This window comes from Micromonospora sp. CPCC 205561, from assembly GCF_036906775.1.
Taxonomy (GTDB): Bacteria; Actinomycetota; Actinomycetes; order Mycobacteriales; family Micromonosporaceae; genus Micromonospora.
This window is the reverse complement of sequence record NZ_JBAKHV010000028.1, coordinates 54,003-79,184: the sequence shown is the minus strand read 5'-3', so window position 1 is coordinate 79,184 and position 25,182 is coordinate 54,003. Positions and strand designations below refer to the sequence as shown.

The window sequence follows — 25,182 nt, the reverse complement described above, 5'->3', positions numbered from 1 at the left end:
AAATCAATTTGGCACTGGCTTATCAAGCACCCTGTTGAGTTCTCAAAGAACAACCACACACCGCCCGGAAACCCCACACCGTGGAGCCCCCGACCCGGGGCATTTCAATCACCACACCCGCCGCTCTCGCGCCAGGCACTTCTACAACGTTACCCACCGGTTTCCGCCGTGTCAAACCGCTCTGCAGCGATCCACACCACTTCACCCGATTCGCGGGCACCACAACGAGAGCGGCTCGCACCGCTTCCGATCATGGCTTCCGGCAGGCCGGCCGCCGCAGTCACCTGCGGACTCGCCCGGTTCCCCACCGGCGATGAACCATACCCGGTCGGCTCCGCCTCGCCAAATCCGCCTCGCGGCGAATCCGGGGCACCGCCCGGTCAGGGCACCGATGGGTACAACCCGGCGGACCCGAAGCTCATTCCCGCGCCCGGCCTTCCGGAGCATTGCCCCGTTTCGTCCGTTCCGCGCTGGCAGAGAGAAAGTTACGCTCCCGCCGGATCGATCGTCAAATCCGGCGGGAGCGTCCCGGGTCACACCTCGGCGACGTACGGCTGTCCGCGCAGCTCGACCCCGGCGAACGACCGCTTGCCGCGGCGCAGCACCAGGTAGCGGCCGTGCAGCAGGTCCTCCGGGCCCACCGTGGCGTCGGTCTCGGTGATCCGGGTGTTGTTCACGTAGGCACCGCCCTCGGCGATCACCCGGCGCGCCTCCTTCATGCTCGACACCAGGCCGGACTCGCGCAGCAGCCCGGCGACGTCGGGCAGCTCGTCGACGTGCACGAGGCCGGCCTCGGTCAGCGCGGCGCGCAGCGTCGCCGGCGCCAGCTCCTCCAGTGAGCCGCGGCCGAAGAGCGCCTGGCTAGCGGCGACCGCCTGCGCCATCTCCCGCTCCCCGTGCACGAGGGTGGTCAGCTCCTCGGCGAGCGCCCGCTGCGCCGCCCGGGCGGCCGGCCGCTCGGCGGTCTCCTTCTCCAGGTCCTCCAGCTCCGCCCGGGAGCGGAAGCTGAAGTACCGCAGGTAGCGGCTCACGTCCCGGTCGTCGACGTTGACCCAGAACTGGTAGAAGGCGTACGGGCTGGTCGTCTCGGGGTCGAGCCAGATGGCTCCGCCCTCGGTCTTGCCGAACTTCGTCCCGTCGGACTTCGTCACCAGCGGGGTGGTGAACGCCTGCACCGGGCCGGCGCCGCGCCGACGGACGTAGTCGACGCCGGCGGTGATGTTGCCCCACTGGTCCGAGCCGCCGAACTGGAGCTGGCAGCCGTGCCGGCGATGCAGCTCGAAGAAGTCGTTCGCCTGGAGCAGCTGGTAGCTGAACTCGGTGAAGCTGATGCCGCTCTCCAGCCGGGCCTTGACGACCTCCCGGGCCAGCATCTTGTTGACCGGGAAGTGCTTGCCGACGTCGCGGAGGAACTCGACCACCGACATCTCGCCGGTCCAGTCCAGGTTGTTGACGAGTCGCGCGGCGTTCTCGCCCTCGTACGAGACGAAGGGGGCGAGCTGGTCGCGGATCCGGGCCACCCAGCCGCCCACCACCTCGGGCGGGTTGAGGGTGCGCTCGGCGCTCTCCTTCGGGTCGCCGATCTGCCCGGTGGCGCCACCGACGAGCAGCAACGGCCGGTGGCCGGCGAGCTGGAGCCGACGGGCCGTGGCGACCTGCATGAGGTGACCGACGTGCAGGCTCGGCGCGGTCGGGTCGAAGCCCACATAGAACGCGGCCGTACCGCCGTCGAGCAGCGTACGCAGCTCGTCGAGGCCGGTGGAGTCCTGGATCAGGCCCCGCCACCGCAGGTCGTCGGTCAGGGAGTCCCGCCCGGTGGGCGGGAGGATGCTGTCGGTCACGGTCACCGATTCTCCCTCATGGCCCCGGTCGGACCGTAGCGGGTTTGCCGGACGGCTGACCGCGTAGGCTGGCCGCGCCGTGATCGGGAGGGGAACGCCGTGGAGATGCCGGACCTGACGGGTGGCTTCGTCGCGCTGCTCGGCCTCAAGCTGGACGAGGTCGACGCCGACCGCGTGGTGATCCGCTGGCAGGTCCGTCCCGAGCTGCACCAACCGTTCGGGATCCAGCACGGCGGGGTGTACTGCTCGGTCGTCGAGACGGCCGCCAGCATCGGCGGGTCGCTGTGGCTGGGCGGGCGGGGGCGTGTCGTGGGCGTGTCGAACCAGACCGACTTCCTCCGCGCGGTCCGCGACGGCGAGCTGACCGCCGTGGGGACGCCCGTGCACCGGGGACGCAGCCAACAGCTCTGGCAGGTGGAGATCACCGACGCGGACGCCCGACTCGTGGCGCGCGGCCAGGTCCGGTTGCAGAACCTCTACCCCGCCTGACCGCGACCGGGAACGCGGCCCACCGGCGTCTCAGCCCCGGGCCTCGTCCAGCACGGGCTCGGTGCCGTCGGGCGTGGGCGCGGCCGGTCGGCGCAGCCGGACCCCGACGATGGCCCGGTGGTCGATGCGGGTCACCTCCAGCTCCCAGCCGTCCACCACGACGCTCTCCCCCGCCACCGTGGGGATGTGGCCGAGGCAGGCGAGCACCAGGCCCGCGATGGTGGTGTAGTCCCCGCCGGGGCGCCCGGGCAGCTCGACGCCCAGGTCGGTGAGGTCGTGCACGGGGAAGGTGCCGGGGAGCAGCAGGGCGCCGTCCGGCTCGGTACGCACGGCGCGTACGTCCCGGTCGGTCTCGTCGTAGATCTCCCCGACGATCTCCTCCAGGATGTCCTCCAGGGTGACGATCCCGTCGACCGCGCCCCGCTCGTCGACCACCAGGGCGATGTGCTGGCGCTCGGCCTTGAACTGGCGCAGTGCCTCCACCACCGGCAGGGAGTCCGGCAGCAGCATCGGCCGGCGGGCGCACTCGTCGACCGGCCGGTCCTCGGGGACGCCGACCAGGTCCCGCAGGTGGATCACCCCGACCGCGTCGTCGAGGCCGCCGTGGCGCACCACCGGCGCTCGGGAGTGCCCGGTGGCGGCCAGCAGCAGCCGCGCCGACTCCGCCGTGGTGCCGCTGTCGAGGGTGAAGACCTGCAACCGGGGTACGAGCACCGCCCGCAGTTGCCGGTCGGCGATCTCCACGGCGCCGGCGATGATGGTCCGCTGCTCCTTGGTGAAGCCGTGGTTGCCGGAGACGATGTCCCGCAGCTCGTCGGGGCCGATCTCGTCGGGCTCGTGCTTGGGGTTCATCCCGAACAGCCGTACCACCAGGTCGCTGGTGGCGCCGAGGGCCCAGACGGCCGGCCGGGTCAGGGAGGCCAGCAGGTCGAGCGGGCGGGCCACCAGCAGCGCCCACCGTTCGGCGGCCTGCATGGCGATCCGCTTCGGGGCCAGCTCGCCGAAGACCAGGGTGACGAAGGTCAGCACCAGGGTGACCACCACGATCGCGACGGTCTCGGCGGCGCCGCCGAACGCGCCGAGCAGCGGCACGAGGGGCTTGGCCAGCGACACCGCCGCCGCGGCGGAGGCCAGGAAGCCGGCTAGGGTGATCCCGATCTGGATGGTGGCCAGGAAGCGGTTCGGGTCCTTGGCGAGCCGGGCCAGCACCCGCCCGGCGCGGCTGGTGCGCTCCAGCCGCTGGATCTGGCTGTCGCGCAGCGAGACAAGGGCCATCTCGCTGCCCGCGAAGACCGCGTTGAGGACGACCAGGACGCCGACCAGGGCCAGTTGGGTCCAGATGCTCTGCACGCCCGGCTCTCCTCACGCGGTACAGGTGCCCGCCGGCACGACGGGCACCGCCGGCCGAAGGTCCCGGCCGGCGTAGGCCCCTCTGTGCCCACCGGACCGCCAGGTGAATCCTCGCCCCCGCGAGATGTGATCAGATCCGCCCGGTGACCGGCGGGGTGGGCAGGTCGAGGACGTACGAGCGCCCCTCGGGGCGGAAACCGAGCCGGTGGTAGTACGGGGCGACCATCCCGGGCGGGGTGATCACCCGGCGGAAGCCACGGTCGGTGAAGAGGCTGCTGCGCCGGTAGACGAACTCGCCGGGGGTGAAGTCCCGGAACCGCCGGGTCACGTAGTCGAGGTCGACCTGGGCCACGCCGTCGGCCTCGGCGTGCGACAGCACCACGCCGACCACCTCGTCGGCGCGTACGACCAGGAACGCGGAGCGTTCGGCGGCGCTCCCCGGCGGCCAGCGGAAGCCGGGGTTGAAGCGGGCGATGTCGGCGGCGTGCACGCGCAGCGTGTGGGCCAGGAACTGGTCGTCGACGCCGACCTCGACCACCTGGTAGGTGGACTCGTCGTGCCGGGTGGCGAGCATGGCCCGCAGGTACCAGACGTTGATCAAGGCGAGCACGACGTTGAGCCCCAGCATGGGCCAGACCTGCACGGCGGCGTTGTAACCGATCAGGATGAGACAACCGACCAGGTTCAGGGCACGCAGTCGGAGGATGCGCGTCTGCAGCAGCGACCAGACCAGCAGCGCGGAGCCGGTCCAGCCGATCAGTTCCAGCCAGTTCACCCCGCGAGAGTAGTGGCTGCTCCGAACCGGTGACCCGGCGGGCGGCGGCGGGTCAGTCGCCGGCGAGCTCCAGCACCCACTCCTCCACCTCGACGCCCCGGCCGTTGGCGTATCCCTTGTCCTCGCCGGTGACGACGAAGCCGCACTTGCGCAGCACCGCGAGCGAGGCCCGGTTGTCCTTGGCGGCGCGGGCGTGCACGGGCCGCTGGGGCAGCTCGCGCAGCAGCGCGGTGAGCGCCGCGGTGGCGTGGCCCCGGCCCCAGCGGCGCGGGTCGATCCAGTAGCTGACCTCGGTGCGCTCGTCGACGGGGAAGGCGACCACGTGGCCGACGGCCTCGCCGTCGACGACGGCGGTGCGGGCGACGATGCGCCCGTCGGCGCGCACGCGGCGCCAGTGCGCGTCGAAGCGCTGCCGGTCGGTCGGGTCCTCCGGCCCGAAGGCCGCCATCCAGTTGGCCTCCGCGTCCTGCTCGTGGGCGAAGAAGCAGGGCAGGTCGTCGTCGCGCACGGGACGCAGGCGCAGCTCGGCGGTCACGGCCCCGAGGATAGGGCCGGCCACCGACAACGGGCGACCGACGGGGGCCCACCGCGCGACGGCCGTTGCCCCGGGGTGCCGGTCCGGCGCGCGTCGGGCGTCGGCGGCAGGGCCGTTGGGCCCGGGTCGTCCGGGCGGAACTGCTCTGGCGGGGCGCACCCGGCGGGACGAGGGTGGAACCGCGCCGCCGCGCGTGGGGCCGACGGCGCCGCGCGCGGCGTGCTGCCCGCGCCGGTGCTGCGGGTGGTCCGCGGGGCGGCTGGGGCCGGCACTCGCCGCCCCCGCCGGACGGCTGAGGAGGGGGACGACCGGCCCTGACCGGTAGCGTTCGGGCGGAGCAGGATCAAGGCGACGAAGGAGAACCCATGAGCAGCAACACCGGCGCGCCCGTCGTGGTGGGTGTGGACGGTTCGGCCGACGCGCTGGACGCCGTGCGGGTGGCGGCGCGGGAGGCGGCGGCGCGGCGGCGCCCGCTGCGGGTCGTGCACGCCTTCATCTGGCCGCTGACCGCGACCCCGCTCGGCGCCGCCGAGGGGGCACCGGCCGGCGCCGGCCTGCGCCACCAGGCCGAGCGGTACGTCGCGGAGGCGGTCGCCGAGGCCGGCAGGGCCGCCCCGGAGGTGCCGGTGACCGGCGCGGTGGTCGACGGCGCGGCCACCCCGGTGCTGCTCGACGAGTCCCGGGAGGCCGCGCTGATGGTGCTCGGGCACCGTGGTCTGGGCGGTTTCGCCGGGTTGCTGATCGGCTCGGTCACCGTCCAGCTCTCCGCCCACGCGCTCTGCCCCGTCCTGGTGGTGCGCGGCGAGTCGCGGGCCGACGGCCCCGTGGTGGTGGGCGTGGACGGGTCGGAGTGCTCCGCCGAGGCGGTGGAGTTCGCCTTCGCCGAGGCGTCCCGCCGGGGCGCCCCGCTGCTCGCGGTGCACGCCTGGCTCTTCCCGTCACCGGTCGGCCCGGGCGACGTGCTGCCCTTGGTCTACGACCTGGACGCCCTCGCCGCGGATGAGGAGCGGTCGCTCGCCGAGTCGCTCGCCAACTTCGCCGAGCGCTACCCGGACGTGCCGGTGCGGCACCGGCTGATGCGTGGCTCCCCGGCCCGGGTGCTGGTCGAGGAGTCCAAGACGGCCCAGCTCGTCGTCGTGGGGGCGCGCGGCCGGGGCCCGCTGGCCGGGCTGCTGCTCGGCTCGGTCAGCCACGCCGTGCTGCACCACGCGCACAGCCCGCTGGTGATCGTGCGGCACCCGGAGCGGGACGACGTGTCCTGACCGGTCGGCGCACCGCGACGCCGTCGTGCCGGCCCGGCCACGCACCACGCCGCCGGCCCGGAGCGGATGGAGCGGGCGATACGCGACATCGGGCCGCTCCCCCGGCCGGCACGTCGGCGTCGGCGCAAATGCCGGCGAGTCGGCGGTGCCGCGTCCACAATGACCTGAACCGACCTCTGGGAGGGCTGATGAACCGACCCGTGGTGGTGGGTGTGGACGGATCGCCGGCGAGCCTGCTGGCGGCGGAGCACGCCGCGCGGGCCGCCGTGCTGCGGTCCCGCCCCCTGCACCTGGTGCACGGCTATCTGCACCCGCTCGGTTACGGCGTGCCGGTCAACCCGTACGACGTGGGGTTGCCGGCGCCGACCGAGGAGGCGCAGAAGATGTTGGAGACGACGGCCGCGGACCTCGCCGAGCGCTGCCCCGGGCTGGCCGTCGAGGTGCGTCAGGTGGCCGGCGGGCCGGGGGCGACGCTGGTCGAGGAGTCCCGGCGGGCCGAGCTGGTGGTGGTGGGCAGCCGAGGACTGGGCGGCTTCGCGGGGCTGCTGCTCGGCTCGGTCGGCACGCAGGTGGCCGCCCACGCGCACTGCCCGGTGCTGGTGGTGCGCCCAGTCGAGGAGCCGATCCCCGTCGCCGGGCCGGTGCTGGTCGGGGTGGACGGCTCGGAGACCGCCGAGCTGGCGGTCGGGTACGCGGCCGACGAGGCGGTCCGCCGCGGCGACGGGCTGGTGCTGGTGCACGTCCAGCCGCCGGACGGGGACCGCCCGGCACCGGACGGGGTGACCCGGACGCCGGACGCCACGGGCCCGGATCCCGCCGAGCTGCTGGCCACCGCCGCGGCGGCCGTACGGGGCAGCCACCCGGGGCTGGCCGTCGAGGAGCGGGTGCTGCGGGCACCGAAGGCCGAGCAGGCGCTCGTCGAGGCCAGCGGGGACGCGGCGCTGGTGGTGGTCGGCTCCCGGGGCCGGGGCGGGTTCACCGGGCTGCTGCTCGGCTCGGTCAGCCAGACCCTCGCGCAGCACTCGCACTGCCCGGTGCTGGTGGCGCGCCCGTACGGTCACGCCCGCTGACGTGCCCCGACCCGCCGGCCTCCGCGGGGTCGGCGGGTCGGCGGCCCTCAGCGGTCCCGGCCGCCGAGCAGCTCGTCGAAGCTGGTGGTGAGGGCGAACGGGTCGCCCGCGCCGGTGGACGCCGGCCGCCGGTGGATCTGCTCGGCCAGCTCTCCGCCGGCGCGGGCGACCCGCGCCCCCAGCGCGCCGTCGGCGGTGCCGGCGGACCAGTCCTCCGGGGCGGCGAAGACCCCGGTGGGCACCACGACCGACCGCAGGTGGGCGAACATCGGACGGACGGCGTGCTCCAGGGCCAGCGAGTGCCGGGCGGTGCCGCCGGTGGCGCCGACCAGCACCGGCCGGTCGGCCAGGGCGCCGGGTTCGACCAGGTCGAAGAACGACTTGAACAGCCCGTTGTACGAGGCGTGGAAGATCGGCGTGACGGCGATCAGCCCGTCCGCGCCGGTGACCGTGTCGAGCACCTCCCGCAACGCGGGCGACGGGAAGCCGGTCAGCAGGTGGTTGACGACGTCGTGGGCGTGCTCGCGCAGCTCGACGGTGCGTACGTCGACGTCGTCGCCGCGCCGGGCCAGCTCGTCGCGGGTGACCGCGGCGAGCTGGTCGGCGAGCAGCCGGGTCGACGAGGGCTGCCGCAGCCCGGCCGACACCACGGCGAGGGTACGGCGGGTCATCGGCCCGCCTCCGTACCGGCGCGGTCGGCGGCGTCCTCGGCGAGGGCCCGCAGGGAGGCGTGGGTGGGCGCGGCCGGCACGTGCGCGGGGCGCAGCGACTCGAACTCCTTGCGCAGCACCGGGACGACCTCCTCGCCCAGCAGGTCGAGCTGCTCCAGCACGGTCTTCAGCGGCAGGCCGGCGTGGTCCAGCAGGAAGAGCTGGCGCTGGTAGTCCCCGACGTAGTCGCGGAAGCCCAGCGTACGGTCGATGACCTGCTGCGGGCTGCCGACGGTGAGCGGGGTCTGCGCGGTGAACTCCTCCAGCGACGGCCCGTGCCCGTAGACCGGGGCGTTGTCGAAGTACGGCCGGAACTCCCGGACCGCGTCCTGCGAGTTGCGCCGCATGAACACCTGCCCGCCGAGCCCGACGATCGCCTGGTCGGCGGAGCCGTGGCCGTAGTGGGCGAAGCGCTGCCGGTAGAGCCCGACCATCCGCTGGGTGTGCTCCCTGGGCCAGAAGATGTGGTTGGCGAAGAAGCCGTCGCCGTAGTACGCCGCCTGCTCGGCGATCTCGGGGCTGCGGATCGAGCCGTGCCAGACGAACGGCGGCACGCCGTCGAGCGGACGCGGCGTGGAGGTGAACGACTGCAGCGGGGTGCGGAAGCGCCCCTTCCAGTCGACCACGTCCTCGCGCCAGAGGCGGCGCAGCAGGTCATAGTTCTCGACGGCGAGCGGGATGCCGTTGCGGATGTCCTGGCCGAACCAGGGGTAGACCGGCCCGGTGTTGCCGCGCCCCATCATCAGGTCCACCCGGCCGTCGGCGAGGTGCTGGAGCATCGCGTAGTCCTCGGCGATCTTCACCGGGTCGTTGGTGGTGATCAGCGTGGTCGCGGTGGAGAGCAGCAGCCGCTCGGTGCGGGCGGCGATCCAGCCCAGCATCGTGGTGGGCGACGACGGCACGAACGGCGGGTTGTGGTGCTCGCCGGTGGCGAAGACGTCGAGGCCGACCTCCTCGGCCTTGAGCGCGATGGTGACCATCGCCTTGATCCGCTCATGCTCGCTCGGCTCCCGACCGTTGGTCGGGTCGACCGTGACGTCGCCGACGGTGAAGACTCCGAACTGCATGACCAGCTCCTCGCGTTGTCCCGCCGGGGCCGGTGCGGCTCCCGGACGCACGCCACAACATGTTTGACGAGTCAACTATTCCGCCCGGCGGGGTCTCTCGCGAGGAAGGAGCCGGGTCGGCCGGGGCCGCCACGCGGCGGACGGCTCAGCGGCTGCGGGGCACGTGCCGGCGGTAGGCGCTCACGGTCGGGTCGCCGGCGATCCAGAACCGCCACGGCACGTCGTGCGCCCCGGTGACGCCCACCCGGGGCCCGGCGGCGATCGCGTCCGCCGGCACCGGGGCCTCGGCCGGGCGCAGCCGGACCGGACCGTCGCCGAGCAGCCAGCTGCCGTAGGCGTCCCTGCCGATGCCGAGCGCCGCACAGAGCCGGGCGGGCCCGCGCGCGAGATCGACGTCCCGGCGTACGGCGGGGCGTCGGGCCCGGGCCGCGTCGAGGCCGTCGACCACCTCGCCGGCGCGCAGCAGCACCGCCGACGCCTCCCCGTCGGGCCCGGTGACCACGTTCATGCACCAGTGCATGCCGTAGGTGAAGTAGACGTAGGCGTGCCCGGCCGGCCCGAACATCACCGCGTTGCGCGGGGTGCGCCCCCGGTGCGCGTGCGAGGCGGGGTCGCCGGCCGTCCCGGCGTACGCCTCGACCTCGGTGATCCGGACGGTGACGTCGCCGGCGGCGAGCCGGCAGCCGAGCAGGCCCCGGGCGGCCGGCGCCACGGGCCCGGCGAGCAGGTCGGCCAGCCCCGCGAGGTCGGCGGGGCGGCGGTCGGAGTACGTCACCACGGTCACGACCATAACCGCCCGCGCCGCCGACCGCCGACCGACCGCGGGGCGGGGCGGAGTCGCCCCCGCCACCGGTCATCAACGAAACGTTGACAACACAGAGTTGAAGTGTTGGGATGGCGACATGACCAACTCCTTCACCACCCCCGACCCCGGCCGGGCCAGGGCCCACCGCACCTACGACGCCCTGCACCGCATCGCCGGGCGGCACGCCGGCACCGAGACCCGGCGCCGCCGGCACACCAACCCCTACCTGCCCGACGCCTACGAGGCGGTCGCGCTGGTCACCGCCCTGGCCGCCGGCGGGGCCGAGACCGAACCCGCCGAGGAGCCCGTCGACGAGGCGGACCTGGTCGCGGCGCTCACCCTGATGCCGCACCTGCGCGCCGAGATCGACGCGATGGAGGCCGGCCTGCTCACGCTGGCCAGGGGGCGCGGGCTGACCTGGCAGCAGATCGCGTACGGGCTGGGGCTGGGCAGCGCGCAGGCCGCCAAGCAGCGCTTCGAACGCCTCTGCGCCCGCACCGAAGGCACCGCCTGACGCCCCGGTGGGCGAGACTGGGCGGGCAGACCCGCCGAGGAGGACGCGATGACGCGCGACGAGATGCTGGCGTACTGCCTGGGCAAGCCCGGGGCCTGGCTGGACCGCCCGTGGGAGGGCGACGACGTGGTCAAGGTCGGCAGCCGGATCTTCGCCTTCCTCGGCTCCGCCGGCGGCGACGACCCGACCGTCGGGGTGAAGTGCGGTGCCACCCGGGAGATCGCCGACGAGTGGCTGCACCGGCACCCGGGCGACGCGCGGCCGTCGCCGTACATCGGACGCTCCGGCTGGAACACGCTGCGCCTGGCCGGCGGGATCGACGACGAGGAGCTGACCGAGGCGGTCGACGCGTCGTACGACGCGGTGGTGGCGAAGCTGCCCAGGCGGGAACGCCCGACGGGCTGAACCCCCGCGCGGCACCGGCGCGCCGCGCGGGGGTCGGAACGTCAGCGGGGCACGACCCGCTCGGCGGCCCACTCCCGCCAGCCGGCGAGCTTCTCGGCGGCGGTGGCGAGCTGGTCGGCCACCGGCCCCGGGCCGGTCGAGCCGGGCGTGATCCGGGCGGCGAGCGCCGAGCGGACCGAGAGCACGTCGCGCACCGACGGGTCGAGGTGCTCGCTGACCGCCGCGAGGTCGTCGTCGCTGACCTCGTCGAGGGCGCAGTCGCGGGCCACGCAGAGCGCCACCAGCTTCCCGGTGATCTCGTGCGCGTCGCGGAACGGCACGTTGCGGCGCACCAGCCAGTCGGCCACCTCGGTGGCCAGGGAGAAGCCGACGGGTGCGGCGGCGACCAGCCGGTCGGCGCGTACCGTCATCGTGGAGATCATCCCGGCGAGGGCCGGCAGCAGCAGCTCCAGGGTGTCGACCGCGTCGAAGGCCGGCTCCTTGTCCTCCTGCATGTCCCGGTCGTAGGTCATCGGCAGGCCCTTGAGCATGGTGAGTACGCTCACCAGCCCGCCGACCAGGCGGCCGGACTTGCCCCGGGCCAGCTCCGCGATGTCCGCGTTCTTCTTCTGCGGCATGATCGACGAGCCGGTGGCGAAGGCGTCGTCCAGCTCGACCCAGCCGAACTCCTGCGACGTCCAGAGCACCACCTCCTCGCCGAGGCGGGACAGGTGCACCCCGATCATCGCGGTGACGAACAGGAACTCCGCCACGAAGTCCCGGTCCGCGACGGCGTCCATCGAGTTGGCGAAGGACGTCCGGAAGCCCAGTTCCTTGGAGACGGCCATCGGGTCCAGCGGCAGGCCCGAGCCGGCGAGCGCACCCGCGCCGAGCGGGCTGACCGCCGTGCGGTGGTCCCAGTCGCTGAGCCGCTCCAGGTCGCGCAGCAGCGGCTGCACGTGCGCCAGCAGCCAGTGCCCGAAGGTGACCGGCTGGGCGTGCTGGAGGTGCGTCATTCCGGGCGCGGCGGTCTCCACGTGCCGCTCGGCCTGCTCGACCAGCGCCTCGGCCAGCTCGACCAGCCGACCGGCCACGCCCCGGGCGTGGTCGCGCAGGTAGAGCCGCAGGTCGGTGGCGACCTGGTCGTTGCGGGAGCGGCCGGCGCGCAGCTTGCCGCCGAGGCTGCCGAGCCGCTCCAGCAGGCCGCGCTCCAGGGCCGTGTGCACGTCCTCGTCGTCGATCGTGGGCCGGAACTGCCCGGAGGCGCAGGCCGCCTCCAGGTCGTCCAGGGCGGCCAGGATCCGGCCCAGTTCGTCCGGGTCCAGCAGGCCGGCCCCGGCGAGCACCCGGGCGTGCGCCCGTGAGGCCGCGATGTCGTACGGGGCCAGCCGCCAGTCGAACTGCACGCTCACCGACAGTCGGGCCAGGGCCTCGGCGGGGCCGCCGGCGAAGCGGCCGCCCCACAGGCTGGTGCGGTTGGTGGCGGCGCTGTTCTCGGTCAGGCTCTTGTCGTCCACGCCGCCTATTCTGGTAGCCACTGTCAGCAGCCGCCCATCCGGGCGTCCCGCGCGGCGGCCATCTTGCTCGGCAGGCCCCACAGCTGCACGAAGCCCTTCGCCAGGGACTGGTCGAAGGTGTCCCCCGTGTCGTAGGTGGCCATGCCGAAGTCGTAGAGGCTGGCCTCGGAGCGGCGTCCGGTGACGGTGGCCCGGCCGCCGTGCAGGTTCAGCCGCACCTCGCCGCTGACGTGCCGCTGCGCGTCGTCGATGAACGCGTCCAGCGAGTGCTTCAGCGGCGAGAACCAGAGGCCGTCGTAGACCAGCTCGCCCCAGCGCTGGTCGACGCCGCGCTTGAACCGGGCCAGGTCCCGCTCGACGGTGACCGCCTCCAGCTCCTGGTGCGCGGTGATCAGCGCGATGGCGCCCGGCGCCTCGTACACCTCTCGGCTCTTGATGCCGACGAGGCGGTCCTCGACCATGTCGAGCCGGCCCACGCCCTGCGCGCCCGCACGCCGGTTGAGCTCCAGGATCGCCTGGTACGGGGTGACGGTCTCGCCGTCGATCGCCACCGGGACGCCGGCGTCGAAGGTGATCACGACCTCGTCCGCGTCGCGCTCCTGCGCCGGGTCGGCCGTGTACGAGTAGAGGTCCTCGATCGGGCCGTTCCAGATGTCCTCCAGGAAGCCCGTCTCGACGGCCCGTCCCCACAGGTTCTGGTCGATGGAGTACGGCGACTTCGCCGACACGTCGATCGGCAGCCCCCGCTCCTCGGCGAAGGCGATCGCCTTGTCCCGCGTCCAGGCGAAGTCCCGGGCCGGCGCGACGATCTTCAGGTCGGGCGCGAGCGCGCCCAGGCCGACCTCGAAGCGGACCTGGTCGTTGCCCTTGCCGGTGCAGCCGTGCGACACGATGGTGCCGCCGTGCTTGCGGGCCGCGGCCACCAGGTGCTTGACGATCAAGGGGCGGGACAGCGCGGAGACCAGCGGGTAGCGGTCCATGTAGAGCGCGTTCGCGCGGATGGCCGGCAGGCAGTACTCCGCGGCGAACTCGTCGCGCGCGTCGACCACCTCCGACTCCACCGCGCCGCAGTCCAGGGCGCGCTGCCGGATGGCGGCGAGGTCCTCGCCGCCCTGCCCGACGTCGACCGCCACCGCGATCACCTCGGCGCCGGTCCGGTCGGCCAGGTACGGGATGGCGACGGAGGTGTCGAGCCCTCCGGAGTAGGCAAGTACGACCCGCTCGGTCACGGTGTGGCGCTCCCTTCGACGTTCTCTTCCCGGCGGGCCCAGCCGGCGAGCTTGTCGCCGAGCGCGGCCCCGCCGACGGCCTCGCGAGCCACGACGAGGATGGTGTCGTCGCCGGCGATGGTGCCGACGACCTCGGGCAGGCCCGCCCGGTCCAACGCGCTGGCCAGGTAGTGGGCCGCGCCCGGCGGGGTGCGCAGTACGGCGATGTTGCCGCTGGCGTCGACCCCGTTGAGCAGCTCGTGCAGCAGCCGGACCAGCCGGGCCGGCGCCGCCTCGGCGTCGCGCAGCGGCCGGTGGCCGTCCTCGGGGATCAGGTAGACGGCCCGCCCGTCGCCGCCGCGCGCGGTGACCGCGCCCAGCTCCTTGAGGTCCCGGGAGAGGGTGGCCTGGGTGACCTGGATGCCGTCGCCGGAGAGCAGGTCGGCCAGCTCGGTCTGCGAGTGGATCGCCTTGTCGCGGATCAGCTCGACGATGCGGGCGTGCCGGGCGGCGCGGGTCAGCGGGGCGGTCATGGTGTCTCCCTGGTCGCGGTGGCGCCCGGCGCCGCCGCGTCCGGGGCGGCGGGCGCGGCCCCGAGGAGGAACGTCAGCAGCGCCTTCTGGGCGTGCAGCCGATTCTCCGCCTGGTCGAAAACGACACTCTGCGGGCCGTCGAGCACCTCGTCGGTGATCTCCTCGCCCCGGTGCGCGGGCAGGCAGTGCAGCACGACGGCGTCGGGCGCGGCGTGGCCCAGCAGCGCGGCGTTGAGCTGGTACGGCAGGAACGGGGTGATCCGGTCCAGCCCGTCGTCCTGCTGGCCCATCGAGGTCCAGGTGTCCGTGGCGAGCACGTCGGCGCCGGCCACCGCCGCGACCGGGTCGGTCAGCGCCTGCACCGAACCCCCGGTGCCGGCGGCGATCTTCGCGGCCCGGGCGACCACCTCCGGGTCGGGGCCGAAGCCGGCCGGCCCGGCGACCCGCACGTGCATCCCGGCCGTCGCCCCGGCGAGCAGGTACGAGTGGGCCAGGTTGTTGGCGGCGTCGCCGACGTACGCGAGGGTACGCCCGGCGGTCCCGCCGCAGTGCTCGCGGACGGTGAGCAGGTCCGCCAGGAGCTGACAGGGATGGAACCCGTCGGTGAGCGCGTTGACCACCGGCACGGAGGCGCCGTCGGCGACCTCGGCGATCCGGTCGTCGCCGTGCGTACGCAGCACGATCGCCGCCACGTACCGGGAGAGCACCCGGCCCGCGTCGGCCAGGGTCTCGCCCCGGCCGAAGTGGGTGACCTGGGTGTCCACCACGAGGGGGTGCCCGCCCAGCTCGGCGATGCCGACGTCGAACGAGAACCGGGTACGCAGGCTCTGCTTGTCGAACAGCACCGCCACCGACCGGGGCCCCGCCAGCGGCCGGTGACCGAACCGGTCGACCTTCATCCGGGCCGCGAGGTCCAGCACGGCCGACTGCTCGGCGGGGGTCAGGTCGTCGTCGCGCAGGAAGTGCCGGCTCACGCGCTTGTCTCCGTCGGAAGGGGCTGCGGCTGCGGCTGGATCGCGGTGACCTCCGGCCCCTGCGGGGGCCGCTTCCGACCACGACCCGAAGCGGGAACGGGGGCATTGGCGGAGCTGGCGGCCCGACCGGCGGCGGCCGGGGAGGTCGCGTCGAGGGCGGCGGGGAGGGCCGCCAGGAAGGCGTCGGCCTGGGCGACGGTGAGGATCAGCGGCGGGGCGAGCCGGACCACCCCCGGCTGCACCGGGTTGACCAGGAACCCGGCCTCCCGCAGCGCCTCGGCGAGGACCTTCGCGACGGGCGCGGCGAGCGCCACGCCGAGCAGCAGGCCCGCGCCGCGTACGCCCTCGACCAGCGGGTGACCCAGCGCCTCGATGCCCCGGCGCAGCCGCTCGCCGACCCGCTTGACGTGGTCGAGCAGCCCCTCGCTGGCGATGGTGGACACCACCGCGAGGGCGGCGGCGCAGCTCACCGGGTTGCCGCCGAAGGTGGTGCCGTGCGAACCGGGGGCGAGCAGCTCGGCGGCCCGGCCGAAGGCCAGGCAGGCGCCGATCGGCAGCCCGCCACCGAGCCCCTTGGCCAGGGTCACCACGTCGGGCTCGACCCCCTCGGCCTGGTGGGCGAACCAGTGCCCGGTACGGCCGATGCCCGTCTGCACCTCGTCGAGCACCAGCAGCGCGCCGTGCCGGGCGGTGATCCGCCGGGCGGCGCTCAGGTAGCCGGCCGGCGGCACCACCACGCCGTTCTCGCCCTGCACCGGCTCCAGGATCACCATCGCGGTGGCGTCGGTGACCGCCGCCTCCAGCGCGGCCACGTCGCCGTAGTCGACGTGGGCGACATCGCCGGGCAGCGGGCGGAACGGGTCCACCTTGCCCGGCTGGCCGGTGAGGGCCAGCGCGCCCATGGTGCGGCCGTGGAAACCGCCCCGGGCGGCGACCACGTGCGAGCGGCCGGTCAGCCGCGACAGCTTGAACGCGGCCTCGTTGGCCTCCGCGCCCGAGTTGGCGAAGAAGACCCGCCCCGGGCGCCCGGCCAGGGCCAACAGCAGCTCGGCGAGGGCCACCGGCGGCTCGGCGACGTAGAGGTTCGAGACGTGCCCGAGGGTGGCGACCTGCTTCGACACGGCGGCCACCACGGCCGGGTGGGCGTGGCCGAGGGCGTTGACCGCGATGCCGCCGACCAGGTCGACGTACTCCCGGCCGGCCTCGTCGACCACGACGGCGCCGGAGCCGGAGACGAGGGCGAGCGGCGGGGTGCCGTAGTTGTCCATCATGGACTGGTTCCAGCGCTCGACGAGCGTGCTCACTCGGCCACCGTCCCTTCCTGGTTGACGACTGCGGGGCTCGGTCGCTGCGCTCCCGCACTCCTCGCGCTCACGCCGCCCCCTTCGTTCCCGACTGCGGGGCTCGGTCGCTGCGCTCCCGCACTCCTCGCGCTCACGCCGCCCCCTTCGTTCCCGACTGCGGGGCTCGGTCGCTGCGCTCCCGCACTCCTCGCGCTCACGCCGCCCCCTTCGTTCCCGACTGCGGGGCTCGGTCGCTGCGCTCCCGCACTCCTCGCGCTCACGACCATGGTGCCGAAGCCCTCCGGGGTGAAGACCTCCAGCAGCGTGGAGTGGGCGACCCGGCCGTCGACGACGTGCGCGGCGGGGACCCCCTGCCGCACCGCCCGCAGGCACGCCTCCATCTTGGGCACCATGCCGCTGGACAACGACGGCAGCAGCGCCGCCAGCTCGTCGGCGGTGATCTCGCTGACCAGGCTGGTGGTGTCGGGCCAGTCGGCGTACAGGCCCGGCACGTCGGTGAGGACGACCAGCTTGCGGGCGTCGAGGGCGACGGCGAGCGCGGCGGCGGCGGTGTCGGCGTTCAGGTTGTGCAGGACCCCGTCGGCGTCGGGCGCCACGGTGGAGATCACCGGGATGCGACCGGCCGCGATCAGGTCGGTCACCGCCGAGACGTCGACCGACTCGACGTCGCCGACCTGCCCGACGTCGACCGGTTGCCCGTCCACGTACGCGGGCCGACGCACGGCCGTGAAGAGCCGGGCGTCCTCCCCGGAGAGGCCCACCGCGAACGGGCCGTGGGCGTTGATCAGACCGACCAGTTCCCGGCCCACCTGCCCCACCAGGACCATCCGGACCACGTCCATCGCCTCCGGCGTGGTGACCCGCAGGCCACCCCGGAACTCGCTGGCGATGCCCAGCCGACCGAGCATGGCGGAGATCTGCGGGCCGCCGCCGTGCACCACGACCGGCCGCAGGCCGACATAGCGCAGGAAGACCATGTCGGCGGCGAAGGCCCGCTGGAGCTCGGGGTCGATCATGGCGTTGCCGCCGTACTTGACCACGACGGTCGAGCCGGAGAAGCGCGCCAGCCATGGCAGCGCCTCGATCAGCGTGGCCGCCTTGACCTGGGCGCTGCTGAGGTCGGTGGAGAGGTTCATGTCGAGTACGCCGAGTTCTCGTGCACGTACGCGTGGGACAGGTCGTTGGTCCAGATCGTCGCCTCGGCGGTGCCCGCGCGCAGGTCGATCCGGATGGTGACGTCCCGGCCGGTGAGGTCGACCTTCGACCGGTCCTCGGCCGCGGCGCCGGAGCGGCACACCCAGACGCCGTTGACCGCGACGTCGACCGCGTCGGGATCGAAGGCGGCGGCGGTGGTGCCGACGGCGGCGAGGATCCGGCCCCAGTTCGGGTCGTTGCCGAAGAGCGCCGTCTTGACCAGATTGTTGCGGGCCACCGACCGTCCCACCTCGACCGCGTCGTCCTCGCTGGCCGCGCCGACCACGTCGACGGCGATCTGCTTGGTGGCGCCCTCGGCGTCGGCGACGAGCTGCTGGGCCAGGTCGTGGGCGGCGGCCGTGACCGCGGCGGTCAGCTCCGCGGGCGTCGGCGCGATGCCGCTGGCGCCACTGGCCAGCAGCAGCACCGTGTCGTTCGTGGACATGCAGCCGTCGGAGTCGATCCGGTCGAAGGTCAGCCGGCACGCCTCGCGCAGCGCGGCGTCGAGCGCCTCCGGCCCGGCCACCGCGTCGGTGGTGAGCACGCAGAGCATGGTGGCCATCGCCGGGGCGAGCATGCCGGCGCCCTTGGCCATGCCGCCGACGGTCCAGCCGCTGCCCCGCGCCACCGCGGTCTTGGGACGGGTGTCCGTGGTCATGATGGCCTCGGCAGCCGCCGGGCCGCCGTCGCGCGACAGGCGGCGGATCGCCGAGCGTACGCCGGGCAGCAGCTTCTGCATCGGCAGCCGCTCCCCGATCAGGCCGGTCGAGCAGACCGCCACGTCGGCGGCGCCGAGCATCAGCCGCGGGCTGGCCGAGGTGAGCGCGGCGGCGGTGTGCTCGGCGGTCGCGTGGGTGTCCTGGAAGCCGGCCGGACCGGTGCAGGCGTTGGCGCCGCCGGAGTTGAGCACCACGGCGCGGGCGACGCCGCCCCGGACCACCTGCTGGGTCCAGAGCACCGGTGCCGCCTTCACCCGGTTGGCGGTGAACACGCCGGCGACGCCGGCGTCCGGGCCGTCGTTGACGACCAACGCGACGTCGCTCGCGCCGCTCGCCTTCAGCCCGGCGGCCACCCCGGCCGCCCGGAACCCCCGCGGAGCCGTGACACTCATGGCAGCAATCCTTCGTTCGCGACTGCGGGGCTCCGCCGCGCTGCGCTCCTCGCGCTCACGGGGCGATTCCCCAGATGGACAGGCCCGTCGTCTCCGGCAGCCCGCACATGAGGTTGGCGTTCTGGACGGCCTGGCCCGCGGCGCCCTTGCCGAGGTTGTCCAGCGCGCTGAGCACGATCGTGCGGCGGGAGTCGACGTCGACCGTGGCCTGCAGGTGACACGAGTTGGACCCGAGGGTGGCCGCGGTGTGCGGCCAGGCGCCCTCCGGCAGCACGTGCACGAAGGGCTCGTGCGCGTACGCCTCCGTGAGCACCGCCCTGGGGTCGACGCCCCGGGCCGGCACGGCGGTCACGGTGGCGAGGATGCCCCGGGGCATCGGCGCCAGCACCGGCGTCAGCGACAGGCCGGTCGCGCCCGTGGCCTGCTTGATCTCGGGGACGTGCTGGTGGGTGCCGACCCGATAGGGCGACAGGTCCCCCATCACCTCGCTGCCGAGCAGGTGCGGCTTGGCCGCCTTGCCGGCGCCGGAGGTGCCGGAGGCGGCCACGACCACCACGTCGGCCGGGGAGGCGGCGCCGGCGGCGATCAGCGGGGCGAGGGCCAGGATGATCGTGGCCGCGTAGCAGCCGGTGCTGGCCACCCGGGTGGCGGCGGCGATCCGCTCCCGCTGGCCGGGCAGCTCGGGCAGGCCGTACGTCCACGCTCCGGCGTGCGCGCCGCCGTAGTAGTGCGCCCAGGCGTAGGGATCGGCCAGCCGGTGGTCGGCGCCCAGGTCGACGACGCGTACCTCGGGGGGAAGCTGGGCCGCCAGGGCCGCCGACTGACCGTGCGGCAGCGCCAGGAAGACCAGGTCCGCGTCGGCCAGGGTCGCCGCGTCCGTCTCGCCGAGGACCAGGTCCAGGCCGGCGAGCTGCGGGTGTACGACGTCGAGCCGGTGCCCGGCCTGGCTGTGCGCGGTGGCGGCGACCAGGTCGAACTCCGGGTGCCCGGCGACCAGGCGGATCAGCTCGCCCCCGGCGTAGCCGCTCGCCCCCGCGACCGCGACTCGGATCCCCATACCCACCTCCGCATGACTATGCAAAGGAGGCTAGCAAACGAGGATCCGACGCTGCAACTTCATGCAACCCCCCGCATGACAATGAGGCTCCCCCTCCGCGCCGACGCCCCTCCCCCTACCCGGCGCCTCGCCGCCCCCTCCCTCCTGCGTCGATCTTGCAGTTTGCTCCCGGGCAGTGCCGCTGATGTCCGGTTCGCCCGGGCGGAAGGTGCAAGATCGACGCGCAGAGGGGCGGGGGCGGGGGCGGGGGGCAGCGGCCGACGTCTTGCGTCGGCCGCTGCCGGTCGTTCCGGGGCCGCCGGCGGCGTTCAGGCGCCGCGCAGCGTGGCGCCGAAGTGCTCCGCGGCCCGGGCGACCGCCGCGTCCCGGGCGGCCACCGCCTCCTCCACGGTCAGCGTCCGGTCGGGGGCACGGAAGGTGAGCTTGTACGCCAGCGACCTGCGCCCCGCCCCGAGCTGCTCGGAGGCGTACACGTCGAAGAGGCGCACCTGCTCAAGCAGCCCGCCCGCGCCCTCGACGAGGGCCTGCTGGACCCGCGCCGCGGGCACCGACTCGTCCACCACCAGCGCCACGTCGATCAGCGCCGGGGGGAAACCGGAGACGACGGGCGCGGACGCCACCGGGGCGACCGGCAGCGCGTCCAGGTCCAGCTCCATGGCGCTGGTGCGCCGAGGCAGTTCCAGCGTGGCCAGGACCGCCGGGTGCAGTTCCCCGGCGTGCCCGACCACCGTGCCGTCGACCAGCAGCTCGGCGCAGCGGCCGGGGTGCCAGGGGGCGTACTCGGCGGCGCGGACCTCGACCCGGTCGGCCGGCACGCCGGCGGCGGCGAGCACGTCCCGGCCCGCCTGGACGGCGTCCGCCCAGCCGGCCGGGCGGCCCGCGCCCCACCAGCCGGCCGGTTCGACGTCGCCGGTCAGCACGACGGCGACGTGCCGGGGCTGGTCGGGCACCACCGCGTCGGCGGCGGCGAACTCCTCGTCGGAGGGTCGGCGGTCCACGCCCATCGCCGGCGGTCGGCCGGCGCCGGGACGCGGGTGGAACACCGCCCCGATCTCGTAGAGGGCGAGGTCGCGCAGGCCCCGGCCGAGGTTGCGCTTCACGATGCCGAGCAGCGGGCCGAGCAGCGTGGTGCGCAGCAGCGGCTCCTCCTCCGACAGCGGGTTGGCCAGCCGCACCGCAGGCCGGCGCGGATCGTCGGCGGGCAGGCCGAGCTGGTCGGCCAGGCCGGGGGCGACGAACGGGTGCGCGAGCACCTCCACGAACCCCCGCTCGGCGAGGGACCGGGCCACGGCCCGGCGGCGGCGCTGCTGCCCGGTCAGGCCGCGCCCGGGCGGCGCGGTCGGCAGCACGGACGGCACCTGGTCGTACCCGTCGAGGCGGACCACCTCCTCGACCAGGTCGGCCGGGTCGGTCAGGTCGGGCCGCCAGGTCGGCGGGGTGACGCTGAGCGCCTCGCCGCCCGCGGCGGCCACGCCGACCTCGCCCGGCTCCTCGGTCAGCCGGTCGGCGCCCCGGGCGACCGTGCAGCCGACCCGCTCCAGCAGGGCGGCCACCCGCGCGGGTGGATAGTTCACGCCCACCCGCCGGCTCGGCAGGTCGGCCGGCAGCACGACCGGGGTACGCGGCCGGACGTGGTCGATGTCGAGGATCTCGTCACCGGCCGCGCCGCCGGCGTGCTCGGTGAGCAGCCGGACCGCGCGCGCGATGGCGACCAGCGGCAGGGCCGGGTCGACGCCCCGCTCCCACCGCTTCGCGGCCTCGCTGAACAGCTTGTGCCGGCGGGCGGTGCGCCCGACCATCACCGGGTCCCAGTGGGCGGCCTCGAGGAGCACGTTCGTCGTCCCGTCCACCACCTCGCTGGTCTCGCCGCCCATGACGGCGGCCAGCGAGATGGGGCCGGTGTCATCGCAGATGACCATGTCCTCGGGCGCGAGGGCACGACCCACCCCGTCCAGGGTGGTCAGCTTCTCCCCCGCCTCGGCGCGGCGGACCACCAGCGCACCGGCGATCCGGTCGGCGTCGAAGGCGTGCATCGGCTGGCCCAGTTCGAGCATCACGTAGTTCGTGATGTCGACCGGCAGCGAGATGCTCCGGATGCCGGCGACGGTGAGCCGCCGCCGCATCCACTCGGGCGTCGGCGCCGCCGGGTCGACGCCGCGCACCAGGCGGGCGGCGAACCGGTCGCAGCCGACGGTGTCGCGTACCTCGACCGGGTACGCCGGCGTGGCGGTGCCGCCGGGCGCGGGTGCCAGTCCCGGGTCGCGGAACGGCACGCCGAGGGCCTGCGACAGCTCCCGGGCCAGGCCGCGGACGCTCATCGCGTACCCCCGGTCAGGGGTGATCTCCACCTCGACCACGACGTCGTCGAGGCCGACCACGGGCCGCGCGTCGTCGCCCGGCCGGGCCGGGGTCTGCTCCGGCAGCACGATGATGCCCGAGTGGTCGTCGCCCAGGCCCAGCTCCTGCGCGGAGCAGATCATGCCGTTGGAGTTGCGCCCGTACGTCTTGCGCGCGCCGATGGCGAAGCCGCCGGGCAGCACGCCGCCGGGGAGGATCACCACGACCCGGTCGCCGACGGCGAAGTTGCGCGCCCCGCAGACGATCTCCTGCGGCTCGCCGGTGCCGTTGGCGTCGCCGACGTCAACCCGGCAGAACCGGATCGGCTTCTTGAAACCGGTCAACTCCTCGATCTCGCGCACCTCGCCGACCACCAGCGGGCCGGTGACGCTCTCGCGCAGGTCCACGAGGGACTCGACCTCGATGCCGAGGTCGACCAGGGCCCGCTCCAGGTCGCCGGCGGACAGGTCGGCGGGGAGGTCGACGTACTCCCGCAGCCAACTGACAGAAACTCGCATGACTCAGACCACCGTCTCCGTGACTCGTACCCGCATCGCCTAGGCCCCGGTCCCGAACGCGCGGGTGAACCGCGCGTCCCCCTCGGCCATGTCCCGCATGTCGCTGACCCCGTGCCGGAACATCACCGTCCGGTCGATCCCCATGCCGAACGCGAACCCGGAGTAGACCTCCGGGTCGATGCCGCAGGCGCGCAGCACCCGCGGGTTGACCATGCCGCAGCCGCCCCACTCCACCCAGCGCGGGCCGTCGCGGTGCTCCGGGAACCAGACGTCGAACTCGGCGGACGGCTCGGTGAACGGGAAGTAGTGCGGCCGGAAGCGGGTCCTCGCGCCCTCGCCGAACATCGCCCGGGCGAAGTGGTCCAGGGTGCCGCGCAGGTGCGCCATGGTGATACCCCGGTCCACCACGAGTCCCTCCACCTGGTGGAAGACCGGCGCGTGGGTGGCGTCCAGCTCGTCTGTTCGGTAGACCCGGCCGGGCACGATCACGTAGATCGGCGGCTTGCGGGTCAGCATGGTGCGCGCCTGCACCGGCGAGGTGTGGGTGCGCAGCACCAGGCCCGACCCGGCGGAGTCGCCGGCGCCGTCGGCGGGCGCGACGTGGAAGGTGTCCATCAGGCCGCGCGCCGGGTGGTCGGCGGGGATGTTCAGGGCGTCGAAGTTGGTCCACTCCAACTCGACCTCGGGCCCCTCGGCCACCTCGTAGCCCATGCCGACGAAGAGGTCACTGATCTGCTCCGTCAGCGTGCTGATCGGGTGCCGGGCGCCCCGGGGCCGCCGGTCTTGGGGCAGCGTCACGTCGACGCGCTCCTCCACCAGCACCCGTTGCGCCTGCTCCCGCTCCAGGATCTCCTGGCGGGCGGCGTACGCGGCGTCGATGGCCCGGCGGGCCTCGTTGACCCGCTTGCCGGCGTCGGACTTGGCGGCCGGCGGCAGCGCGCCGATCTCGCGGCGGGCCAGCGAGACCGGCGACCGGTCGCCGAGGTGCGCCGGACGCAGCGCGGTCAGCGCGTCCGGGTCACCGGCGTCGGCGAACGCCTTTTCGGCGGTGGCCACGGCCTCGGCCAGGGCGGCCGGGTCGAGCAGGGCGACCTGCTTCGGATCGTACGGATCGTTGCGGTAGCTCATGACGTACGGGCACTCCCTCACGGCGGCGCCGGCCCTCACTCAGGCAGGCGAAGCGAGTCTACGGACGCGCGGCTGTGCCGTAGCCCGCCGGTGGGAGTTACGCGGGGAGCAGGTCAGGCCCGCCGCCCGCCGACACCGGCGGGCTGGCTAAACGAACGCCGTGGCGCGTTCATGGGCGGACGGTCTCCCCTGCGATCAGTGCCTGCGACGACCGGGTCACGGCCGCCGCTGTGCTCTGGCTGAAGAGTACAGGCAGACCGCGGCGGCCGCAGCCAGGTTCAGGCTCTCGGCGCGCCCGTGCAGCGGCACCCGGACCCGGGCGTCGGCGGCGGCGGCGAGCGCCTCGGGCAGGCCGTGCGCCTCCGAACCGAAGAGCCAGGCGGTGGGGGCGGTGAGGCGGCCGGCGTCGGCGAGGTCGTCGAGGTCGACGTCGCCGTAGCCGGTGGTGGCGAGTACGGCGAGGCCGGCGGCGCGCAGCGCCGCGACCACCCCCGCCGGCTCGGGGGCGCGGACCACGTCGACGTGGAAGAGGCTGCCGGCCGACGAGCGGACGCACTTGCCGTTGTACGGGTCGACGGCGTCGCCGGCGAAGACCACGGCGCCGGCGCCGGCGGCGTCGGCGGTGCGCAGCACGGTGCCGGCGTTGCCCGGGTCGCGGATCTCGGCGAGCACGGCGACCAGCCTCGGCCCGCCGGCCAGCGCCCGCTCCAGGGGCACGTCGAGGTGGCGGCAGACGGCGACGACGCCCTGCGGGGCGACGGTCTCGGCCAGCGCGGCGAGCGCCTCGTCGGTCACCTCGGAGACGGGCACGTCGGCGCGGGCCGCGACGGCGGCCAGGTCGGCGTGGCGGTCCAGGGCGGCGGGCGTACCGAAGAGTTCGGTGACCGTCCCGGTGCGCGCCAGGGCCTCGCGGACCGCCTGCGGTCCCTCGGCCAGAAACCGGCCGGCGGCCTCGCGGTCCCGGCGGCGCTGCAACCGGCGGGCGGCGACCACCCTGGGCGTACGCGGGGTGAAGAGGCCGGGGACGGCGTCGAGGCGTCTCCCGCGCGATGGTGACTGCATGGGAGACGCCTCGATCTGCTGGTGCGCGGGGATCAGGCGGCCTGGGCCGCCGCGCCGCCGGTGCCCTCGGCCGCGACCGCGGCCCGGGCCAGCTCGACGATCGCCGTGAAGGCGGCGGCGTCGTTGACGGCCAGGTCGGCCAGGATCTTGCGGTCGACCTCGATGCCGGCCAGGCGCAGGCCCTGGATCAGGCGGTTGTAGGTCATCCCGTTGGCGCGGGCGCCCGCGTTGATCCGCTGGATCCACAGCTGCCGGAAGTCACCCTTGCGGTCGCGGCGGTCCCGGTAGGCGTACTGCATCGAGTGCAGCACCTGCTCCTTGGCCTTGCGGTAGAGGCGGGAGCGCTGACCGCGGTAGCCGCTCGCGGTCTCCAGCAGGGTACGGCGCTTCTTCTGGGCGTTCACAGCCCGCTTGACGCGTGCCATCTCAACTCCTTC

General features: G+C 74.5%; 23 protein-coding genes and 1 pseudogene. 5 read left to right on the top strand and 19 right to left on the bottom strand.

Annotated features, from left to right (window positions below; all coding sequences use genetic code 11):
• Nucleotides 1-533: 533 nt before the first annotated feature.
• Nucleotides 534-1,841: a tyrosine--tRNA ligase gene (gene tyrS, locus V6V16_RS16650; RefSeq protein WP_334563100.1), complete on the bottom strand. Its 1,308-nt coding sequence runs from the start codon at nucleotides 1,839-1,841 to the stop codon at nucleotides 534-536.
• Between the two features lie 105 nt (nucleotides 1,842-1,946).
• Between tyrS and V6V16_RS16645 the strand changes: the two genes are divergently transcribed.
• Nucleotides 1,947-2,330, top strand: a complete 384-nt coding sequence (locus tag V6V16_RS16645) for a PaaI family thioesterase (RefSeq protein ID WP_334563099.1) — start codon at nucleotides 1,947-1,949, stop codon at nucleotides 2,328-2,330.
• Nucleotides 2,331-2,360: 30 nt separating this feature from the next.
• Here V6V16_RS16645 and V6V16_RS16640 read toward each other — a convergent pair whose 3' ends face one another.
• The 3 genes from V6V16_RS16640 to V6V16_RS16630 all read right to left on the bottom strand — a co-directional run bounded on the left by V6V16_RS16640 (nucleotide 2,361) and on the right by V6V16_RS16630 (nucleotide 4,990).
• A complete protein-coding gene (locus tag V6V16_RS16640) occupies nucleotides 2,361-3,680 on the bottom strand; it encodes a hemolysin family protein (RefSeq protein ID WP_334563091.1) in 1,320 nt (439 codons plus the stop codon).
• Nucleotides 3,681-3,810: 130 nt separating this feature from the next.
• Nucleotides 3,811-4,455, bottom strand: coding sequence for a hypothetical protein (locus V6V16_RS16635; protein WP_334563089.1), 645 nt, complete (start codon nucleotides 4,453-4,455; stop codon nucleotides 3,811-3,813).
• 52 nt (nucleotides 4,456-4,507) lie between these two features.
• Nucleotides 4,508-4,990, bottom strand: coding sequence for a GNAT family N-acetyltransferase (locus V6V16_RS16630; protein WP_334563087.1), 483 nt, complete (start codon nucleotides 4,988-4,990; stop codon nucleotides 4,508-4,510).
• A 365-nt stretch (nucleotides 4,991-5,355) separates the two neighbouring features.
• On the opposite strand from V6V16_RS16630, the gene V6V16_RS16625 reads away from it, so the two are divergent.
• Together V6V16_RS16625 and V6V16_RS16620 are read left to right on the top strand one after the other, a co-directional pair.
• A complete protein-coding gene (locus V6V16_RS16625; RefSeq protein WP_334563085.1) occupies nucleotides 5,356-6,252 on the top strand; it encodes a universal stress protein in 897 nt (298 codons plus the stop codon).
• A 188-nt stretch (nucleotides 6,253-6,440) separates the two neighbouring features.
• The gene (locus V6V16_RS16620; RefSeq protein ID WP_334563083.1) at nucleotides 6,441-7,322 is read left to right on the top strand and encodes a universal stress protein; all 882 of its coding nucleotides are present in this window, start codon (nucleotides 6,441-6,443) and stop codon (nucleotides 7,320-7,322) included.
• Nucleotides 7,323-7,369: 47 nt separating this feature from the next.
• On the opposite strand, the gene V6V16_RS16615 is transcribed toward V6V16_RS16620, so the two are convergent.
• The 3 genes from V6V16_RS16615 to V6V16_RS16605 all read right to left on the bottom strand — a co-directional run bounded on the left by V6V16_RS16615 (nucleotide 7,370) and on the right by V6V16_RS16605 (nucleotide 9,874).
• Nucleotides 7,370-7,993, bottom strand: a complete 624-nt coding sequence (locus V6V16_RS16615) for an FMN reductase (protein ID WP_334563082.1) — start codon at nucleotides 7,991-7,993, stop codon at nucleotides 7,370-7,372.
• Nucleotides 7,990-9,099, bottom strand: coding sequence for an LLM class flavin-dependent oxidoreductase (locus tag V6V16_RS16610; protein WP_334563080.1), 1,110 nt, complete (start codon nucleotides 9,097-9,099; stop codon nucleotides 7,990-7,992). Before V6V16_RS16610 ends, V6V16_RS16615 begins: the two co-directional genes overlap by 4 nt.
• Before the next feature lie 145 nt (nucleotides 9,100-9,244).
• Nucleotides 9,245-9,874, bottom strand: a complete 630-nt coding sequence (locus V6V16_RS16605) for a DNA-3-methyladenine glycosylase (protein ID WP_334563097.1) — start codon at nucleotides 9,872-9,874, stop codon at nucleotides 9,245-9,247.
• Nucleotides 9,875-10,001: 127 nt separating this feature from the next.
• Here V6V16_RS16605 and V6V16_RS16600 point away from each other — a divergent pair, with 127 nt between their 5' ends.
• Both V6V16_RS16600 and V6V16_RS16595 read left to right on the top strand, forming a co-directional pair.
• Nucleotides 10,002-10,418: a DNA-binding protein gene (locus tag V6V16_RS16600; RefSeq protein WP_334563077.1), complete on the top strand. Its 417-nt coding sequence runs from the start codon at nucleotides 10,002-10,004 to the stop codon at nucleotides 10,416-10,418.
• 48 nt (nucleotides 10,419-10,466) lie between these two features.
• Nucleotides 10,467-10,823, top strand: coding sequence for an MmcQ/YjbR family DNA-binding protein (locus V6V16_RS16595; RefSeq protein WP_334563075.1), 357 nt, complete (start codon nucleotides 10,467-10,469; stop codon nucleotides 10,821-10,823).
• Nucleotides 10,824-10,864: 41 nt separating this feature from the next.
• Here the strand turns inward: V6V16_RS16595 and argH are convergent, their stop codons facing one another.
• From argH to rplT, 12 genes and pseudogenes are all read right to left on the bottom strand, one after another.
• Nucleotides 10,865-12,328 carry an argininosuccinate lyase gene (gene argH / locus V6V16_RS16590; RefSeq protein WP_334563096.1) on the bottom strand — a complete coding sequence of 488 codons (1,464 nt, stop codon included), beginning with the start codon at nucleotides 12,326-12,328 and terminating at the stop codon, nucleotides 10,865-10,867.
• A gap of 14 nt (nucleotides 12,329-12,342) precedes the next feature.
• The gene (locus V6V16_RS16585; protein WP_334563073.1) at nucleotides 12,343-13,548 is read right to left on the bottom strand and encodes an argininosuccinate synthase; all 1,206 of its coding nucleotides are present in this window, start codon (nucleotides 13,546-13,548) and stop codon (nucleotides 12,343-12,345) included.
• Nucleotides 13,545-14,060, bottom strand: coding sequence for an arginine repressor (locus V6V16_RS16580; protein ID WP_334563072.1), 516 nt, complete (start codon nucleotides 14,058-14,060; stop codon nucleotides 13,545-13,547). The genes V6V16_RS16585 and V6V16_RS16580 overlap by 4 nt, the downstream gene beginning before the upstream one ends.
• The gene (gene argF, locus V6V16_RS16575; protein ID WP_334563070.1) at nucleotides 14,057-15,034 is read right to left on the bottom strand and encodes an ornithine carbamoyltransferase; all 978 of its coding nucleotides are present in this window, start codon (nucleotides 15,032-15,034) and stop codon (nucleotides 14,057-14,059) included. Before argF ends, V6V16_RS16580 begins: the two co-directional genes overlap by 4 nt.
• Entirely contained in the window at nucleotides 15,031-16,338 is a 1,308-nt protein-coding gene (locus tag V6V16_RS16570; protein ID WP_334563067.1) for an acetylornithine transaminase, read from the bottom strand. Before V6V16_RS16570 ends, argF begins: the two co-directional genes overlap by 4 nt.
• A 251-nt stretch (nucleotides 16,339-16,589) precedes the next feature.
• Nucleotides 16,590-17,474, bottom strand: a pseudogene (argB, locus tag V6V16_RS16565) (acetylglutamate kinase); the annotation flags it as partial.
• Nucleotides 17,471-18,643 carry a bifunctional glutamate N-acetyltransferase/amino-acid acetyltransferase ArgJ gene (gene argJ, locus V6V16_RS16560; protein ID WP_334563065.1) on the bottom strand — a complete coding sequence of 391 codons (1,173 nt, stop codon included), beginning with the start codon at nucleotides 18,641-18,643 and terminating at the stop codon, nucleotides 17,471-17,473. The gene argJ and the pseudogene argB, both read right to left, overlap by 4 nt.
• A gap of 55 nt (nucleotides 18,644-18,698) precedes the next feature.
• Nucleotides 18,699-19,700 (bottom strand): N-acetyl-gamma-glutamyl-phosphate reductase, encoded by a 1,002-nt coding sequence (gene argC / locus V6V16_RS16555; protein ID WP_334563063.1) that lies wholly within the window; start codon nucleotides 19,698-19,700, stop codon nucleotides 18,699-18,701.
• Between the two features lie 308 nt (nucleotides 19,701-20,008).
• Nucleotides 20,009-22,555, bottom strand: coding sequence for a phenylalanine--tRNA ligase subunit beta (gene pheT, locus V6V16_RS16550; protein WP_334563061.1), 2,547 nt, complete (start codon nucleotides 22,553-22,555; stop codon nucleotides 20,009-20,011).
• Nucleotides 22,556-22,594: 39 nt separating this feature from the next.
• On the bottom strand, nucleotides 22,595-23,683 hold the full coding sequence (pheS, locus tag V6V16_RS16545; protein WP_334563059.1) for a phenylalanine--tRNA ligase subunit alpha: 1,089 nt from the start codon (nucleotides 23,681-23,683) through the stop codon (nucleotides 22,595-22,597).
• Between the two features lie 216 nt (nucleotides 23,684-23,899).
• On the bottom strand, nucleotides 23,900-24,745 hold the full coding sequence (locus V6V16_RS16540; protein ID WP_334563057.1) for a TrmH family RNA methyltransferase: 846 nt from the start codon (nucleotides 24,743-24,745) through the stop codon (nucleotides 23,900-23,902).
• Between the two features lie 32 nt (nucleotides 24,746-24,777).
• Complete coding sequence (gene rplT, locus V6V16_RS16535) at nucleotides 24,778-25,170, bottom strand: 50S ribosomal protein L20 (protein WP_334563054.1); 393 nt, start codon at nucleotides 25,168-25,170, stop codon at nucleotides 24,778-24,780.
• Between the last annotated feature and the right edge of the window lie 12 nt (nucleotides 25,171-25,182).

Excerpts from the sequence above, each read along its gene's own strand:
- rplT (WP_334563054.1), bottom strand. The coding sequence starts at position 25,170 with ATGGCACGCGTCAAGCGGGCTGTGAACGCCCAGAAGAAGCGCCGTACC.
- pheS (WP_334563059.1), bottom strand. The coding sequence starts at position 23,683 with ATGAGCTACCGCAACGATCCGTACGATCCGAAGCAGGTCGCCCTGCTC.
- V6V16_RS16580 (WP_334563072.1), bottom strand. The coding sequence starts at position 14,060 with ATGACCGCCCCGCTGACCCGCGCCGCCCGGCACGCCCGCATCGTCGAG.
- V6V16_RS16595 (WP_334563075.1), top strand. The coding sequence starts at position 10,467 with ATGACGCGCGACGAGATGCTGGCGTACTGCCTGGGCAAGCCCGGGGCC.
- V6V16_RS16625 (WP_334563085.1), top strand. The coding sequence starts at position 5,356 with ATGAGCAGCAACACCGGCGCGCCCGTCGTGGTGGGTGTGGACGGTTCG.
- V6V16_RS16645 (WP_334563099.1), top strand. The coding sequence starts at position 1,947 with ATGCCGGACCTGACGGGTGGCTTCGTCGCGCTGCTCGGCCTCAAGCTG.
- pheT (WP_334563061.1), bottom strand. The coding sequence starts at position 22,555 with ATGCGAGTTTCTGTCAGTTGGCTGCGGGAGTACGTCGACCTCCCCGCC.
- V6V16_RS16615 (WP_334563082.1), bottom strand. The coding sequence starts at position 7,993 with ATGACCCGCCGTACCCTCGCCGTGGTGTCGGCCGGGCTGCGGCAGCCC.
- V6V16_RS16540 (WP_334563057.1), bottom strand. The coding sequence starts at position 24,745 with ATGCAGTCACCATCGCGCGGGAGACGCCTCGACGCCGTCCCCGGCCTC.
- V6V16_RS16610 (WP_334563080.1), bottom strand. The coding sequence starts at position 9,099 with ATGCAGTTCGGAGTCTTCACCGTCGGCGACGTCACGGTCGACCCGACC.
- argC (WP_334563063.1), bottom strand. The coding sequence starts at position 19,700 with ATGGGGATCCGAGTCGCGGTCGCGGGGGCGAGCGGCTACGCCGGGGGC.
- argJ (WP_334563065.1), bottom strand. The coding sequence starts at position 18,643 with ATGAGTGTCACGGCTCCGCGGGGGTTCCGGGCGGCCGGGGTGGCCGCC.
- V6V16_RS16600 (WP_334563077.1), top strand. The coding sequence starts at position 10,002 with ATGACCAACTCCTTCACCACCCCCGACCCCGGCCGGGCCAGGGCCCAC.
- V6V16_RS16620 (WP_334563083.1), top strand. The coding sequence starts at position 6,441 with ATGAACCGACCCGTGGTGGTGGGTGTGGACGGATCGCCGGCGAGCCTG.